This is a genomic window from Pseudomonas sp. PA-7-1E (assembly GCF_021605325.1).
Taxonomy (GTDB): Bacteria; Pseudomonadota; Gammaproteobacteria; order Pseudomonadales; family Pseudomonadaceae; genus Aquipseudomonas; species Aquipseudomonas fluorescens_BV.
Map to the genome: position 1 here is coordinate 22,726 of NZ_WKFA01000015.1, position 15,692 is coordinate 38,417.

The 15,692-nt window shown below is 60.3% G+C and carries 16 protein-coding genes and 2 pseudogenes; 11 read left to right on the top strand and 7 right to left on the bottom strand.

The genetic code is table 11. The features are described from left to right. Nucleotides 1-43 precede the first annotated feature (43 nt). From GIW79_RS12440 to GIW79_RS29805, 4 genes and pseudogenes are all read left to right on the top strand, one after another. On the top strand, nucleotides 44-565 hold the full coding sequence (locus GIW79_RS12440) for a sigma-70 family RNA polymerase sigma factor (RefSeq protein ID WP_034128509.1): 522 nt from the start codon (nucleotides 44-46) through the stop codon (nucleotides 563-565). 110 nt (nucleotides 566-675) lie between these two features. Further along, the gene (locus tag GIW79_RS12445; protein ID WP_054918256.1) at nucleotides 676-1,626 is read left to right on the top strand and encodes an aliphatic sulfonate ABC transporter substrate-binding protein; all 951 of its coding nucleotides are present in this window, start codon (nucleotides 676-678) and stop codon (nucleotides 1,624-1,626) included. Nucleotides 1,627-1,814: 188 nt separating this feature from the next. Then, nucleotides 1,815-2,588, top strand: a pseudogene (locus GIW79_RS29800) (PAS domain-containing protein); the annotation flags it as partial. A 150-nt stretch (nucleotides 2,589-2,738) separates the two neighbouring features. Beyond that, nucleotides 2,739-3,134 (top strand): annotated as a pseudogene (locus GIW79_RS29805) (methyl-accepting chemotaxis protein); the annotation flags it as partial. 106 nt (nucleotides 3,135-3,240) lie between these two features. On the opposite strand, the gene GIW79_RS12455 reads toward GIW79_RS29805, so the two are convergent. From GIW79_RS12455 to GIW79_RS12470, 4 genes are all read right to left on the bottom strand, one after another. Next, nucleotides 3,241-3,702 carry a hypothetical protein gene (locus GIW79_RS12455; protein WP_054896713.1) on the bottom strand — a complete coding sequence of 154 codons (462 nt, stop codon included), beginning with the start codon at nucleotides 3,700-3,702 and terminating at the stop codon, nucleotides 3,241-3,243. A 132-nt stretch (nucleotides 3,703-3,834) separates the two neighbouring features. Further along, nucleotides 3,835-5,241: an MFS transporter gene (locus GIW79_RS12460; RefSeq protein WP_236455024.1), complete on the bottom strand. Its 1,407-nt coding sequence runs from the start codon at nucleotides 5,239-5,241 to the stop codon at nucleotides 3,835-3,837. A gap of 86 nt (nucleotides 5,242-5,327) precedes the next feature. Further along, on the bottom strand, nucleotides 5,328-5,960 hold the full coding sequence (locus GIW79_RS12465) for a glutathione S-transferase family protein (RefSeq protein WP_200583319.1): 633 nt from the start codon (nucleotides 5,958-5,960) through the stop codon (nucleotides 5,328-5,330). A gap of 249 nt (nucleotides 5,961-6,209) precedes the next feature. Continuing rightward, a complete protein-coding gene (locus tag GIW79_RS12470; protein WP_161793224.1) occupies nucleotides 6,210-7,241 on the bottom strand; it encodes a LacI family DNA-binding transcriptional regulator in 1,032 nt (343 codons plus the stop codon). A gap of 225 nt (nucleotides 7,242-7,466) precedes the next feature. Between GIW79_RS12470 and GIW79_RS12475 the strand changes: the two genes are divergently transcribed. Together GIW79_RS12475 and GIW79_RS12480 are read left to right on the top strand one after the other, a co-directional pair. Continuing rightward, complete coding sequence (locus GIW79_RS12475; RefSeq protein WP_034128504.1) at nucleotides 7,467-8,000, top strand: gluconokinase; 534 nt, start codon at nucleotides 7,467-7,469, stop codon at nucleotides 7,998-8,000. An 84-nt stretch (nucleotides 8,001-8,084) separates the two neighbouring features. Then, nucleotides 8,085-9,437, top strand: a complete 1,353-nt coding sequence (locus tag GIW79_RS12480) for a GntP family permease (protein WP_014719640.1) — start codon at nucleotides 8,085-8,087, stop codon at nucleotides 9,435-9,437. 135 nt (nucleotides 9,438-9,572) lie between these two features. Here the strand turns inward: GIW79_RS12480 and alaC are convergent, their stop codons facing one another. After that, a complete protein-coding gene (gene alaC / locus GIW79_RS12485) occupies nucleotides 9,573-10,784 on the bottom strand; it encodes an alanine transaminase (RefSeq protein WP_236455022.1) in 1,212 nt (403 codons plus the stop codon). Between the two features lie 195 nt (nucleotides 10,785-10,979). On the opposite strand from alaC, the gene GIW79_RS12490 reads away from it, so the two are divergent. Then, complete coding sequence (locus tag GIW79_RS12490; protein WP_236455021.1) at nucleotides 10,980-11,462, top strand: GyrI-like domain-containing protein; 483 nt, start codon at nucleotides 10,980-10,982, stop codon at nucleotides 11,460-11,462. Nucleotides 11,463-11,528: 66 nt separating this feature from the next. Here GIW79_RS12490 and GIW79_RS12495 read toward each other — a convergent pair whose 3' ends face one another. Beyond that, nucleotides 11,529-12,020, bottom strand: a complete 492-nt coding sequence (locus tag GIW79_RS12495; protein WP_054896716.1) for a GNAT family N-acetyltransferase — start codon at nucleotides 12,018-12,020, stop codon at nucleotides 11,529-11,531. Between the two features lie 145 nt (nucleotides 12,021-12,165). Here GIW79_RS12495 and GIW79_RS12500 point away from each other — a divergent pair, with 145 nt between their 5' ends. The 4 genes from GIW79_RS12500 to GIW79_RS12515 are packed head-to-tail and all read left to right on the top strand — an operon-like array spanning nucleotide 12,166 to nucleotide 14,702. Then, nucleotides 12,166-12,585 carry a YybH family protein gene (locus tag GIW79_RS12500; protein WP_060765182.1) on the top strand — a complete coding sequence of 140 codons (420 nt, stop codon included), beginning with the start codon at nucleotides 12,166-12,168 and terminating at the stop codon, nucleotides 12,583-12,585. A gap of 42 nt (nucleotides 12,586-12,627) precedes the next feature. Continuing rightward, nucleotides 12,628-12,981, top strand: a complete 354-nt coding sequence (locus tag GIW79_RS12505; protein ID WP_034128501.1) for a YciI family protein — start codon at nucleotides 12,628-12,630, stop codon at nucleotides 12,979-12,981. Nucleotides 12,982-13,005: 24 nt separating this feature from the next. Next, complete coding sequence (locus tag GIW79_RS12510; RefSeq protein ID WP_236454926.1) at nucleotides 13,006-13,482, top strand: SRPBCC family protein; 477 nt, start codon at nucleotides 13,006-13,008, stop codon at nucleotides 13,480-13,482. Continuing rightward, nucleotides 13,479-14,702: an RNA polymerase sigma factor gene (locus GIW79_RS12515; protein WP_057975140.1), complete on the top strand. Its 1,224-nt coding sequence runs from the start codon at nucleotides 13,479-13,481 to the stop codon at nucleotides 14,700-14,702. The genes GIW79_RS12510 and GIW79_RS12515 overlap by 4 nt, the downstream gene beginning before the upstream one ends. A 112-nt stretch (nucleotides 14,703-14,814) precedes the next feature. On the opposite strand, the gene GIW79_RS12520 is transcribed toward GIW79_RS12515, so the two are convergent. Continuing rightward, a complete protein-coding gene (locus GIW79_RS12520) occupies nucleotides 14,815-15,669 on the bottom strand; it encodes a LysR family transcriptional regulator (protein WP_034128498.1) in 855 nt (284 codons plus the stop codon). Nucleotides 15,670-15,692: the final 23 nt, after the last annotated feature.

Consider the following 15,692-nt stretch of genomic DNA (forward strand, 5'->3'; position numbering starts at 1 on the left):
GGAACACCGGACATACCGCGCAACCTACTCAGAAGGAGCCACTATGTCCGGCGCCGATAGTGCTCACAGCGACTACGTGGGCTCATTGTTTCGCATTCATTACCCTTGGCTGTGCAGCCGCTTGCACCGCTACCTCAACTCCCGTGCCCACGCCGAAGACATCGCGGTCGACGCGTTTGTCCAGCTCTTGAGTGCACCTCAGGTAGCGCCGATACGACAGCCCCGCGCATTGCTCACCACCATTGCCCAGCGCCTGGTGTACCAGGTGTGGCGCCGGCGTGACCTGGAGCGTGCCTACCTCGCTGTGCTGGATGACGATGCAGCCTGCGCCGAGGACCGGGCGCAGGTACTCGAAGCCCTCCAAGCCATCGATCTCTCGCTCGACCGCTTGCCGGCCAAGGTCAAGACGACGTTCCTGTTGTCCCGCGTCAACGGCCTGACGTACCCCCAGATCGCCGCCGAACTGGGGATTTCCCAGCGCTCGGTCAGTGACTACATGGCCCGCGCTGTTACCGGACTTGAATCCCACCCCGATCAAATGTGGGAGCTGGCTTGCCTGCGATAGCGGTGAGCCAGCCAACACCTCTGGCCATGACAGGCCGCCATTGCAGGCAAGCCAGCTCCCACACTTCCTGTGCTCACTTTGAATCTGATCGAACCACCAAGAGGCAACTTATGAAAGCAATCAGACACCTGCTGGGCAGTTCGCTGCTGGCATTGGCAGTACTGGCGCAACCCACCTCGGCGGCCGAACCTTCCACGCTGCGCATCGGCTACCAGAAAAGCTCGGTCAGCATGGTGCTCGCCCGTGAGCACAAGCTCTTCGAAGCCGCACTGCCGGGCACCCAGGTGCAGTGGACCGAATTTCTCGGTGGCCCGCCGCTGATCGAAGCGCTCAACGCCGGCAGCCTGGACATCGGCAATATTGGCGATATCCCGCCGATCTTCGCCCAGGCAGCCGGGATCGACTTGCAGTATTTTGCCGTCGAGCCCAACGAGGGCAAGGCCGAAGCAGTGCTGGTGCCCAAGGCCAGTACCGTGCAGAACGTGGCCGAACTCAAGGGCAAGCGCGTGGCATTGCTCAAGGGCTCCAGTGCACACAACCTGTTCCTCAAAAGCCTGCTGCACGCCGGGTTGCAGTGGAAGGATGTGAACGTGGTGTACCTGTCGCCTTCCGACGGCCGCGCCGCGTTCGAACAAGGCAAGGTGGACGCATGGGTAGTGTGGGACCCGTACTACTCGGCCGCCGTGATCGACGGCTCGGCACGCGTGCTGCGGGACGGGCAAGGGTTGAACCCTGCGGGCAGTTTCTTCGTGGTCAACCACCCGTTTGCCAAGCAGCACCCAGAGGCCATTGCCACGATTATCCAGACGCTTGGCAAGGCGCAGCGGCTGTCGCTTGATGAGCCTGACGCGAGCATCACGCTGATGGCCGGCACCCTGGGCCTGCAACCGGCGGTGGTCAAAAGCTACTTCGAACATCGCTCGCCCGAGCCGATCCGCCCCTTGGCGGCCATCGACATTGCCAACCAGCAACGCACCGCCGACCTGTTTTTTGCCAACGGCCTGATCCCGAAAAAAGTCGATGTGCAGCAGGCTGTCTTCAAGCCCCTTGATCATCCATGAGCAGCAATGCTGGCGGATTAGTGGCCTTGCAGAGTGCCAAGGCCTGTCTATGCTCACCCAGAACCGTTAACGACGCTTGGCCGATAAAGCGTTTCCAATGGTTATTTCCCCATGCAGGTGTACCAGAAATATCCAACGTATGAATGGAATGCGCCCTCCAGGCGCCGGGAATCTAGGGTGATCTGACCATGTTCAACCGCCAGCACAAATCCGACCTGCAAGAAATCCAGCGTTTTTCCTGTGCCCTCACCGAAGCCAACGCCAAGCTTGCCGCCATCAGTCGCTCCATGGCGATGATCGAGTTCGACCGCACGGGAGTGATCCTGAATGCCAACGAACGCTTTTGCCAAACCATGGGCTACAGCGTCGAGGAGATCCGTGGCAAACATCACCGCCTGTTTTGCGAGGAGGTGTATACCCACACCGATGCCTACCACCAGTTGTGGCGCGATCTGGCGCGAGGCGAGGCGCTCAGCGGCACCTTCATGCGCCTTAACAAACGCGGTGAGCAAGTGTGGCTGGAAGCCAGCTATTTGCCGGTGCTGGACAGCGACCATCAGGTACGCAGTGTGATCAAGGTGGCGGCGGATATTTCCGCACGGGTCCATCACGAACACGAAAACCAAAGTCTGATCGACGCCATCAGCCGTTCCATGGCGGTAATCGAATTCACTCCCCAGGGCCAGATCCTCAATGCCAACGACAACTTCCTGCGCACGGTGCAGTACACGCGCGAAGAAATCATCGGCCAGCATCACAGCATGTTTTGCCACCGCAGCGAAGTCGAGTCCCCGGCGTATAAGGCGTTCTGGGCTTCACTCAATCGCGGTGAGTTTCACTCTCACCGCTTCGAACGTAAAAACAAATACGGCAAGACCCTGTTTCTGGAAGCCTCTTACAACCCCATCTTCGACACCCATGGGTGCTTGTACAAAGTGGTGAAGTTCGCCAGCGATATCACCGAGCAAGTCAGCACCCTGCGCACGGCTGCCGATTCGGCGCACGCTACTTCGGTACAAAACGATGCCTGCGCCCGCAAGGGCTCGCAGGTGGTGCAGCAAACGGTGCAGATCATTGAAGCCATGTCCCACGACCTTAACCAGGCGGCACAGAGCATCGATGCGGTGAGCAAACAGTCAGACATCATCGGCGCCATCGTGCAGACCATCCGCAGCATTGCCGAACAAACCAACATGTTGGCCCTGAATGCGGCGATTGAAGCCGCGCGCGCGGGCGAGCACGGGCGGGGGTTCGCGGTGGTGGCCGATGAAGTGCGCAGCCTTGCCGCTCGCACCAGCCAGGCCACCGTTGAGATCGTGGACGTGGTGCGCAAGAACCATGACCTGTCGTTGAGCGCCGTGTCGAGCATGCAGTCGAGCTTGAGCCGTACGGGCCTGGGCGTGGAGTTGGCGAACGAGGCGGGGCAGGTGATCCTGGAGATCCAGGAAGGGTCACGGCATGTGGTGGATGCGATCAGTCAGTTCAATTCGACGCTGCAATTGCAATAGCGCAGACCCTGCTCTATGTGGGAGCAGGCTTGCCTGCGATAGCATCACCTCGGTCTGGCAGATCCACCGAGTTGTCTGCATCGCAGGCAAGCCAGCTCGCACCTGTTTAGATCGCGGCCAAGGTTTCTTTAAGTGTCTGGGCTGGCGAAGCAGTAGCCTTCGCCGCCACCTGCTGCTGTTGCTGCTCTTTCAAGCGCTCGGCCACTTGTTTGGCGATGGCGTCTTGTTTGTCCTGGGGCATCGCCTGAACTTGTTCTTCGGTCAGCCCTTGTTCCTTGAGTAACTGTTCACGAATACGTTCGGCTGGGGTCTTGCTCATGTATTCGGTGAACTCGGTACGTGCCCCATTAGTTGTGGCCTGTAACTGCACGCGAGTCTTGGCGAAGGCTTCGTCGATGCGATCGCTGGCCTTGTCCAATTCCCTCTGCGCGGCGGGGACTGTCACGCTGTGTTGCGCAGCCTGCAGGGCGCCGCTGTACAGCGCACTGGCGGCGGCGTTGGCGGGGTCCATGTCGGGTCGCGTGATCTGCTGCACGTTCGACGCCGCTTGAGTGTTGTTAACCAGCATGATCGTTCACCTATGAAAACAGACGGTGCGACAGCTGGAGCAAATACTGTGCCGGTTGCCAGACCCCAGTGTTTACTGGGGCTGGCGTCGTCGACGCGGCAAGCCTTCTCCTTGTGCGGCCAACCGTTGCCGTCAGTGAGCGATGTTCTCCAGCGCCAGGTTGCGCGTGCGCGGCCCAAACCAACTGATGGTAATCATCACGATCAACATGCTGCTGGCAATAAACGCCAACACGCCCGGCGTGCCCAGGTGTTCGAGGATAAAACCGATCAATAGGCTGCTGAACACCGTGGATAAACGGCTGAACGAATAACAGAACCCGACCGCTCGCGCACGGATATTGGTGGGGAACAATTCGCTTTGGTACGAGTGATAACTGAAGCTCAGCCAGGCATTGCAGAAGGTGATCATCACCCCGCAGAAAATCAGCCCTAACGCCGTGGTTTGCAGGGCAAACAGGCTGCCGAAAATCACTGCACCCATGGCCGATCCGACAATTTGCCACTTGTTCTCGAAGCGGTTGGCCACCTTGACGAACAACAGCGGGCCCAGCGGGTAGGCGAGGGTGATGATGAAGGCGTAGAGCAGGCTGTGGGTCACGCTGACACCCTGGCCCGAGAGCAAGGCCGGCAGCCAGTTGCCGAAGCCGAAGAAGCCGATGGCCTGGAATACATGAAACACGATCAGCATCAAGGCGCGGCGACGGTAGGGCGGCTGCCAGATATCGGCGAAACGGCCAGTGCCCTGCACGCTGATCGCTTCGGGTTCCGGTTCGTCCAGCGGCTTGCCTTGGTCCTTTCGGCAGCGTGCCTCCAGGTTTTTCAGGATCGTGTCGGCCTCTTCGAAGCGTCCCTTTTGTGCAAGCCAGCGCGGTGACTCCGGCAGGCGCTTGCGCAGTTGCCAGATAAACAATGCAAACACTGCACTGCTCAACACCACCCAGCGCCACCCGGCGATACCGAACGGCGCCTGTGGCACCAGCCACCACGACATCAACGCCACGGCCGGTACGGACAGAAACTGGATAAAAAACGCAAAGGCAAACGCCGAACTGCGCATACGTTTGGGCACCAGTTCCGAGAGGTAGGCGTCGATGGTCACCAGTTCGATGCCAAGGCCAATGCCCACCAGAAAGCGCATGCAGATGATGCCCAAGGCCGAGGTTTGAATGCCCATCAACACCGTGGCCACCGTGTACCAGACCAACGCAAAGGTGAAAATCGCGCGTCGCCCGAAGCGGTCAGCGATGGGGCTGAGCAGGCTGGCGCCGAGGAACAGGCCGAGGAACGTGGCCGAGGCGAAAGCGGCTTGGTCCGAGAAACCGAAAACACCTTCGCTGCCGGTATGAAAAATCCCGTCGCTGATCAGGCCAGGGCTGATATAGGCGGTTTGGAACAGGTCATACAGCTCGAAAAAACCGCCGATGGAGAGCAACGCCACCAGGCGCCAAATAGTGGCGACGGCGGGCAGGCGGTCGATGCGGGCGCTGATGTGGGCGGCGCGGGTGGGGTCTGAGACGCAGGCGGCGAGTGTGGGCATAATAACCTTGAGTTAGTCGGTTGGAAGCTTCGAGCTTTAAGCCAAACCGCTATTGGGCTTGGAGCTTAACGTGCGCAACTGCTTCTCTAATTGTGGCCGTCGAGCGCGAACGTCTTGAAGCCGGCGTGCTGGCTGAGGCGTTGGTAATACGCCGCGATGGCGGGGTAGGGTGGCCGCTCCATGGGTGTCATCTGCCACCGATGTACCGAAAGGCCTATCAAGATGTCAGCGAGGGTGAACTCTTCGCCGGCGACGTAGGCGCCGGTCTTAGTCAACTGTTGTTCTAGCAAGGCCATCTTGTCATTCCAGGCCTGCACACCCGCCTGGATGCGTTGCGGGTCCTGATAGTTCGGGTTTTGACGCACCAGTGCGTGGAACGCATAGCCCCACGAAGGGTTGAGTTCGGTGGCTTGCCAGTCCATCCACTGTTCGACCCGTGCACGCAAGGCAGGCTCAACGGGTAGCAAGTCATGGCGCTGGTAGAGGCCGACAAGGTAGCGGCAGATGGTATTGGACTCCCACAGCACGCCATGGTCGTCGATCAGCACTGGCACCTGGGCGTTGGGGTTCAAGGCGAGGAAATCGGGGGATTGGGTAGGCTTGAAACCGATGCCCCAGTCTTCGCGCACGTAGTCGATGCCCAACTCCTGGCAGGTCCACAGTACTTTTCGCACGTTGATTGAAGAGGTACGACCCAAGATTTTCAGTGAATGGCCCATGGTGCTTCCCTGGCATCTAAGAGAGTGACCAATCTAGCAGGGGCCGGGCACGGCGGCGAGGGTGTGAAGCGGGCACGGCCGAAAATGTGGGAGCTGGCTTGCCTGCGAAAGCGTTGGTTCAGTTGAAGATGCGTTGACTGACCCACCGCCTTCGCGAGCAAGCCCGCTCCCACAGGGGATCTGTGCCAGGCGCTGATTCTGTGGACACTACATGGCCAGCTCTCACATTGATTGCGTTCGGCTCGACGCTCAGGTGCTCTCGCGCACCTGCAACTCAAACCCCATATCCACCACTGGCTTGGCCACCTTGTTGCCCGCCATGATCGTCAGCAGATGCTCTGCTGCCCGACGCCCGATGGCTTCCCGTGGCGTGCTGATGCTGCTCAGGCGCGGCACCATGAATGACGAGGCGGGTAGGTCGTTGAAGCCCAGCACCGCCACACGTTCAGGCACCTTGATGCCATGGCGCAGGGCTTCGAGCAGGGCGCCCTGGGCCAGGTCGTCGTTGCCGAAGAAGATCGCGTCCACATCCGGGTGGGCGGCCAGCAGTTGCAAAAACAGTTCGCCTCCCAGGCCCACGGAGGACGGGCGTGGCGTCAGCAGCTCCAGCGCCGGATCGTACATGCCGGCCTGTTGCAAGGCGCGGCGAAAGCCTTCGCCACGCAGCAAGGTGCGTTGGTCCAGTTGTGCGCCGATATAGGCCAGGCGCTTGCGCCCCCGGGACAGCAAGTGCGCCGCCGCGGTCTCGCCGGCGGCCAGTTGCGAGAAGCCCACACAGTTCACCCCGGCATTGGGGTCCAGATCCATCATGTACACACAGGGCACATTGCTGGCCTCGACCATTCGTCGCGCGCTTTCGGTGCGGTCAAAACCGGTCAGCAACAAACCCCGTGGCTGGTAGGCCATGTAGTTGCGCAGCAGGTCTTCTTCTTCATCACGCGAATAATGGGAGTTGCCAATCAGTACTTCAAAGCCCTTGGGCCGCAGTACCTGATGGATAGCTTCGAGGGTTTCGATAAACAGCAGGTTGGACAGTGACGGCACCAGCACCACCACCGAATGGCTCTGCGCCGAGGCCAGTGCCCGGGCGGCGGGGTTGACCACGTAGCTCAGTTCGGCGGCGGCCTGTTGCACTTTTTCCACCAGTTCGGTGGCCACGGTACTGATACCGCGCAGGGCACGGGAGGCCGTGATCGGGCTGACGCCGGCCAGGCGCGCAACTTCATTGAGGGTAGGGCGGCCCGTCGTGCGGGTATTTTTATCGTTCTTGGAGGTCATCAGGCGGCTTGCCAAACAAAAATCGAGGCACTAAGGTAGCGCTGTCTCCAAAGGGCTGCAAATTCTTGGATAAAGGGTTGCCTGATCCTGTCCAGCTCTTGAAGTCAATCTGTTGGAACGGATGCACGCGTCACTCCATAAAAATGACAAGTCGGCGCGGGAAAAGCCTGTTTTTGCACTAGCCTTACGCTATGCAAAGGTAGCGCTATCTGCGTCCTGAGGTGTTTCATGAGTCAACCTGTTACCGCCCTGGTCATCATGGGTGTTTCCGGCTGTGGCAAGTCCAGCGTCAGCCAAGCCCTGTGCGCCCTTAACGGCGCCACTGCCATTGAAGGCGACAGCTTTCATCCTGCCGCGAACATCGAAAAGATGAGCGCCGGCCACCCCCTCAACGACGACGACCGCGCCGGCTGGCTCGATATCCTGTGCGATGAACTGCGTCGTGCGTTGAAAGCGGGCGAGCATCCTGTACTGACCTGTTCGGCCCTGAAGAAAAAATACCGTGATCACCTGCGCGAAGCTGCGCCGGGCCTGGGTTTTGTCTTCCTGGAGCTGACCCGCGAAGTCGCCGCCGACCGCGTGTCTCACCGCCCCGGCCATTTCATGCCGGCGAGCCTGATCGACAGCCAGTTCGCCACACTTGAATCGCCCAAGGGCGAGCCGCTGACCCTGGCCTTGAACGCAAGTGAAGACAGCGTCGAGGAACTGGCCGCGCAGACCCATACCTGGTGGCGCAAGCACGGCTTTGAACCTACTCATTAATTTTTTGCCGGAAAAGATAGCGCTATCCCCGGCAGGAAGTTCAACACCCGCTTTAATAACAACAACAAACAGGAGAGACCCCCCATGTTTGGCATGTCCCACGAGTCTTACCTGCTGCTAGATGCAGTAGTCACTATCATCGGGTTGATCGTACTGATCACCAAGTTCAAGGTGCACCCGTTCATTGCACTGATCATCGCGGCCGGTTTCCTCGGCCTGACCTCGGGCATGCCCGTGGACAAGATCATCAAGGCGTTCCAGGACGGTTTCGGCGGGGTGCTCGGCTTTGTCGGCATCATCCTCGCGCTGGGCACGATGCTCGGCAAGATGATGGCCGAGTCCGGCGGTGCCGATCAGATCGCCCAGACCCTGATCCGCGCCTTCGGCAAAGAGAAGGTCCAGTGGGCCATGATGTTCGCCGCGTTCCTGGTGGGCATCCCGCTGTTCTTCGAAATCGGCTTTGTTTTGCTGATCCCGCTGGTGTTTATCGTCGCCCGGCGTACCGGCGTGTCGTTGATCAAGATCGGTATCCCGCTGCTGGCCGGTCTGTCGGCGGTGCACGGCCTGGTGCCACCGCACCCGGGCCCGCTGCTGGCCATCGGCGTGTTCGGTGCCGATATCGGCAAGACCATCCTGTACGGCCTGATCGTCGCACTGCCGACCGCCATCATCGCCGGCCCGATCTTCGGTACGTTCATCGCCAAGTACATCCCGGGCAACCCGTCCCAGGAACTGGTGGACCAACTGGCCCGCGAGACCGATAACAAGTCGCTGCCCAGCTTCAGCATCACCCTGGTCACCGTGCTCTTGCCGGTATTCCTGATGCTGCTCAAAACCTTTGCCGACATCGCCTTTGCCGAAGGCAACGTGGTGCGCAACTGGATGGACATGATCGGCCACCCGATCACCGCACTGTTGCTGGCTTTGCTGTTATCGCTGTACACCTTTGGCCATCGTCAGGGCATCCACTCCAAGCAGATCCTCAAGCTGCTCGACGCCAGCCTTGCGCCGACCGCCGCGATCATCCTGATCATCGGTGCCGGTGGTGGCTTCAAGCAGATGCTGGTGACCAGCGGCGTGGGCGACGTGATCGGCCATATGGCGGTGAACGCGCAGATCAACCCGATCCTGCTGGCGTGGCTGGTGGCGGCGGTGATTCGGATTGCCACCGGTTCAGCGACGGTTGCGACCATTACCGGCGCGGGCATTGTGGTGCCGGTGGTGGGGATGATCCCTGGCGTCAACCGCGAGTTGCTGGTACTGGCGACGGGCGCGGGTTCGTTGATCCTGTCTCACGTCAACGATGCGGGGTTCTGGCTGGTCAAGCAGTACTTCAACATGACCGTGGCCGAGACGTTCAAGACCTGGACGGCGATGGAGACCATTCTGTCGATCGTGGCGCTGATCTTCATCATGTTGCTGTCGTTGGTGGTGTAAGCCACACCCCAAAGCAAGGGTGGGAACTGATCAAATGTGGGAGCTGGCTTGCCTGCGATTGCGGTAGTGAATCCAACACTGCCATCGCAGGCAAGCCAGCTCCCACATTGATTGGGTTTCTTCAGGTAGATCAGGTCAGGCTTTGCTGACCAAGGCATCCGCCCTGAACATCCCGCGAATCCCACGCACGGCCTGGCGAATCCGGTCCTGGTTTTCGATCAGCGCAAAGCGCACATGATCGTCGCCATACTCACCAAAGCCGATCCCCGGCGACACACACACCTTCGCTTCCAATAGCAGTTTCTTGGCAAACTCCAGCGAGCCCATGGCCGCGTACTGCTCGGGAATCTTGGCCCAGACGTACATAGACGCCTTCGGATTCTCCACCATCCAGCCCAGTTCATGCAGGCCCTTGACCAGCACATTGCGACGCTGGCGGTACTGCTCGGCGATGTCCTTCACGCACTGTTGGTCGCTTTCCAGCGCCGCAATCGCCGCCACTTGCAGCGGGGTGAAGGTGCCGTAGTCGTGGTAGCTCTTGATGCGTGCCAGGGCGTTGACCAGTTCAGGGTTGCCCACCATGAAGCCGATGCGCCAACCGGCCATGTTGTAGCTCTTGGACAGGGTGAAAAACTCCACCGCAATGTCCTTGGCGCCGGGCACTTGCATGATCGAGGGGGATTTCCAGCCGTCGTAGACGATGTCGGCGTAGGCCAGGTCGTGCACCACCAGCACGTCGTACTGCTTGGCCAGGGCGATCACCCGTTCGAAGAAGTCCAGCTCCACGCACTGCGCGGTCGGGTTGGACGGGAAGCCGAGGATCATCATCTTCGGCTTGGGGATCGAGCCACGAATCGCGCGCTCCAGCTCAGCGAAGAAATCCACGCCCGGTATCAGCGGCACCGAACGTACCTGGGCGCCGGCAATCACTGCGCCGTAGATATGAATCGGGTAGCTGGGGTTGGGCACCAGCACGGTATCGCCCTGGTCCAGGGTGGCCAGCATCAAGTGCGCCAGGCCTTCCTTGGAACCGATGGTCACGATAGCTTCGGACTCCGGGTCGATTTCCACCGCGTAACGGTCCTTGTACCAACGCGAAATCGCCCGGCGCAAGCGCGGAATGCCTTTGGAGGTGGAGTAGCCGTGGGTGTCTTCACGCTGGGCGACGGTGACCATTTTCTCCACGATATGAGGAGGCGTGGCCCCGTCAGGATTACCCATGCTCAAGTCGATGATGTCTTCGCCGCGCCGACGCGCAGCCATCTTCAGCTCGGCAGTGATATTGAAAACATACGGGGGGAGTCGATCTATGCGCGCAAAGCGGCGCGGCGAACCTTGGTCTGCCATTGTTGCCTCGAGGTACGTAAGCGCCCGGAACCGTCCGAGCGACGTCGGCCACTGCGGTGGCCTGCGGGGCAGACAATAAGGGCGATGATGGCCAGTTGTCCAGATGCGTAGGAAATTTTTCTACATGGAGTACAACGCGGATATGCCCCTATACTCGATGCGGGTTTGTTCCCTCATAAGAAGGAGACTGTTCGTATGGATCAGCAGACAAAAAAACCGTTGGAGTCACGCCTGGAAGCCGGTAAGGCCCTGGTGATAGCCGGGGTACAAGGGCGATATTCGAAGGCCACCGTTGGCGATATCCCACGGCTGTGGGAGTTGTTCGATACCTGTATCAAGGACATCAAGAAGCGCGTCGGCGGTGTGACCTACGGGGTGTGCCATAACCCGCATCACGGCGAATTCGATTACCTGGCAGGTGTTGAAGTCCCGGCCAAGAAGGACGTGCCGAGCAATTTCGAGGTGATCGAAATTCCGCCACTCAACTATGCCGTGTTCCCCCACTACGGGCCGGTGCAGGCGCTTGAGCAAACCTACGAGCGCATCATGTTCGAATGGCTGCCGCACTCGGGCTACAAGGTCATGGGCGCGGATTTCGAGCGCTATAGCGCGGACTTCGATGTCAGGAAGGGCACGGGGACGGTGGAAATCTGGCTGCCGATCGGGGAGCGGGGCTGACACTGCACCCGATGTCACGTAAACACGACATGCACGCTTAAAAGTCATGTTTACGTGACATTGCCGCTATGGATTAAACCTGAAACTCAACCGACGCTCATACCCTACACGACCCTTGTACGCCTCACCGCGATCCACCCATCCCGCCCCCAGATACAACCCCATTGCCGCCAGGTTGTGGGCATCCACCGACAACTCCAACCCCTTGATCTGCGGCCAGGCCTCGCGCGCCACGGCGGGCAACGCCTGCAAACACATCTTGCCGTATCCACGCCCCTGTTGATGCCGGTCTACCTGTAGCGCGTGGAGTGTGGCGCTGTGTTCATCGGCCCAATGAGGCAGGCACGGTGGTCGCTTGAGCAGCAAGAACGCCACAGGAAGGTCGTCGACCAACAGCGCAAAGCCCTTGACCCCAGGGCTCGGGTTTGCGAGCAGGGTATTGAGGGCGCAATACATATCACCGCAAAACGGCAGTTGTTCAGGGTGAACTTCGATGGCGCCGACTTGCTGTTTTTGCACAGCGTTCAGCGCCTCGTAAGCAACGAGGCGGGTTGGCATGGGACTATCCGAACGGCTGCAAGAGAAGTGGCAGTTTATCGGGTTTGAGCCACGGGAAATTATTTTTCAGGGGGATGTCGATTTCCCTCGGGGCCATTCGACTAAGGGGGTCTTCCGTGATTTTCCACCCCAAGGAGTCATCGCCATGAGCACTGCAATCAAGAGCCTGATCGAGCAATGGAAAGGCGCCGTTGTCAGTCGCGATATCGACCAGATTGTCAGCTTTTACGCCGACGATATCGTCTCGTTCGACGCTGTAACCGCTCTGCAATTCAAGGGCAAGGCGGCCTATCGCGCGCATTGGGAGGCGTGCATGGAGCACTGCCCCGGCCCCGGCATCTTCGAGTTTCATGAACTGCATGTCGTCGAAGCGCCAGACAGCGCATTCGCCCACTGGCTGGCCCACTGCGGCGGTGCCGGGCCGGACGGTGAGGTGAAGGCTTGCTGGATGCGTGTCACCGCCGGCTACCAGCGCATCGATGGCCAATGGAAGGTGGTGCACGAGCACTGGTCGGCGCCGTTTGATATGCAAAGCGGCACGGCGTTGTTCGACCTGAAACCTTGAGCACCGCGAACTATAGTCAGTAGTCCGAAAACGGAGAACGCCATGAAATACCTGTGCCTGATCTACAGCGATGAACAGGTGTTGCACACCTCGCCTGACAGCCCCCACGACTCGGAATGTCTGGCCTACGCCGAGGCCGTCCAGGCCAGCGGGCGCATGCTGGCCGCTGAGCCGCTGGAGTCGGTGACCACCGCCACCACCGTGCGCATGCGCAACGGCAAGCTGTCGATCACCGACGGGCCGTTTGCCGAAACCAAGGAGCAGCTCGCCGGGTTCTACCTGATCGACGCCAAGGACCTCAATGAAGCGCTCCAGGTGGCTGGCGGCATTCCGGCGGCCCGGGTCGGCAGTGTGGAAGTGCGCCCCGTACGCCAATTGAATCTCTCAACACAATAATCAAAAGACGTGAGGAGGTTTCCCGTGAACACTCAACCCGCCCAATTTGAGCTGTCCATCAGCCGCTTGATCGATGCGCCGCGCCGCCGGGTGTTTCGCGCCTGGACTGAGCCAACCCTGCTGCAACAATGGTGGGGCCCCCACGGCATGACCACCCCTGAATGCGAGATGAACCTGTGGGTCGGCGGCTTGTTCCGCACCTTGATGCGCGCCCCGGATGGCAGCGAGTACCCGACCCAAGGCGTGTTCCTGGAGATCGACGCGCCCAACCGCCTGGTGTTTACCGACGCGTTCATGCCGGGTTGGGTGCCTTCGGGCAAGCCGTTCATGAGCGCCGAAGTCACCTTTGAGGAGGTCGGCGAAAAGACGCTCTATACCGCCCGCGCCATGCACTGGAGTGCCGAGGACAAGCAGGTCCACGAAGCCATGGGCTTTCATGACGGCTGGGGCCAGAGCCTGGACCGCCTGGTGAAGTTGGTGACCGAGGACATGGTCGATTGACCCAGCAGATCGACGCTATTTACCGCCGCGAATCACGCCGCGTGCTCGCGACGTTGATTCGTGTGCTGGGTGATTTCGACTTGGCCGAGGAGGCGCTGCACGAAGCATTTTTCGTCGCCCTGCAGCGCTGGCCCGAGGATGGCGTGCCGGATAATCCACGGGCGTGGCTGGTGTCCACCGGTCGCTTCAAAGCCATCGACCGCCTGCGTCGGCAGTCGCGTTTTACCCCGTTATTGGAAGAGCAGGCCGAGGCGTTGGAGGTCGCGCCTTGGAGTGATGAAGACGTGGAAGACGACCGCCTGCGCCTGATGTTCACTTGCTGCCACCCAGCGTTGGCAGCCAATGCCCAGGTTGCGCTGACCTTGCGCGAGATCTGCGACCTGAGCACCGAGGCCATCGCTCACGCTTTTCTTGCCACGCCCACCACCATTGCCCAACGCATCGTGCGCGCCAAGGGCAAGATCCGTGAGGCGAAAATTCCGTATCAAGTGCCGTCCCGCGCCGAATTGCCCGAACGATTGGACAGTGTGCTGCGGGTGATTTACCTGGTGTTCAACGAGGGCTATTCGGCGTCAGCGGGTGCCGACCTCACCCGTGAGGACCTGACCTTGGAGGCCATTCGCCTGGGGCGTTTGCTGCTGGAGTTGCTGCCCGAGCCGGAAGTCATGGGCTTGCTGGCGTTAATGTTGCTGCACGAGTCGCGTCGGCCTGCCCGCACTTCTGCCAGCGGCGAACTGGTGCTGTTGGACGCTCAGGATCGTACGCTTTGGGACAGGGCCTTGATCGCTGAAGGCTGCGCATTGGTGGAGCAGGCGCTGATGACGCCACGCTTCGGGCCGTATTGCTTGCAGGCTGCGATTGCCGCCGTGCACGCCGAGGCGCCCAGCGCAGGGGAAACCGATTGGCGGCAGATTGTCGGGCTCTACGATGTATTGCTCAGGTCTGTGCCGTCGCCGGTGATCGAGTTGAACCGTGCGGTAGCGGTGGCGATGGAGCAGGGGCCGTTGGCGGGGTTGGTGCTGGTAGACAATCTTTTGCAGCGCGGTGAGTTGCAGGACTACCACTTGGCGCATTCGGCGCGTGGGGAGTTTTGCCGGCAGTTGGGGCGGTTTGACGAAGCCCGCAGCGCGTACGAAAAAGCGCTGTCGCTGACGCAACAGGCGCCAGAAAAACGCTTCATCACGCGGCGTCTCGCCGAACTCAATTCCTCCAGGCAGTGACGATCCAAATGTAGGAGCGAGCTTGCTCGCGAAAAACTCACAGACGCCACGTTTCTTCAGGAAGCACGCGTTATCGTTGACGTTCTTCGCGAGCAAGCTCGCTCCTACAGGCTCATTCCAGCATCTTGCCCAGCAACCAGCTCCCCGCAGGCCCCGGCGGCTGGTGCCGGGACCACAGCGCATCCACCGCCACCGAACGCGGCCAACTGCGCACCTTGAGTTCAACCAACTGGTTGCCGCCAAAGCGCTCCACCAGCCAGCGTGGAATCGGTGCCCAGCCAAACCCCAGCTGTGCCATCTCCATCAGCATCAGGTAACTCGGCGCCGACCATACTCGCTGCGTGCCGCGGTTTTCATTGGGGCTGATGATGCTCGCCAAACGCAACTCCCGGTGTTGTTGCAAGGTGTGCGGGTGAACCTTGTCCAGGGTCGCCAATGGGTGTCCAGGCGAGACAAACAGCGCGATCTCCGTGCGCTCCTCCACCGTGGAGAAGGAAAGGTCCGGCGGGTAGGCTTCTTGTTTCTCGATAAACGCGATCTGCGCCCGGCCACTTTGCACCAGTGCGATCAAGTCTTCGCATTCCGCGATCAGGCATTCCAGCTCAAGGTCCGGGTAGCGTTGCTCGAAGGCCGTGAGGGCGACCTCGAATCGATCGGATTGGTAAGTATCGGACATGGCGAGACTCAACTTCGGCTCCAGGCCTTGCGATAACTGACTGGCTGCCAGCTCCAGGCGGCTACTGGCTTCCAGCACTTGCTCAGCCCTTTGCAGCAACACTTGCCCCGCCGGCGTGAGGGTCGGCTTGCGGCTGCTGCGGTCAAACAGCACCACGTTCAGGTCAATCTCAAGGCTGGCCACTGCCGCGCTCACGGTGGACTGGCTTTTGCCCAGCTTGCGCGCCGCCGCGGAAAACGAGCCTTGGGTGGCAGCCTGGACAAACGCCTGAAGCACTTCATGGGAGGCCATGACTATCGCCTTGATCGATGGTT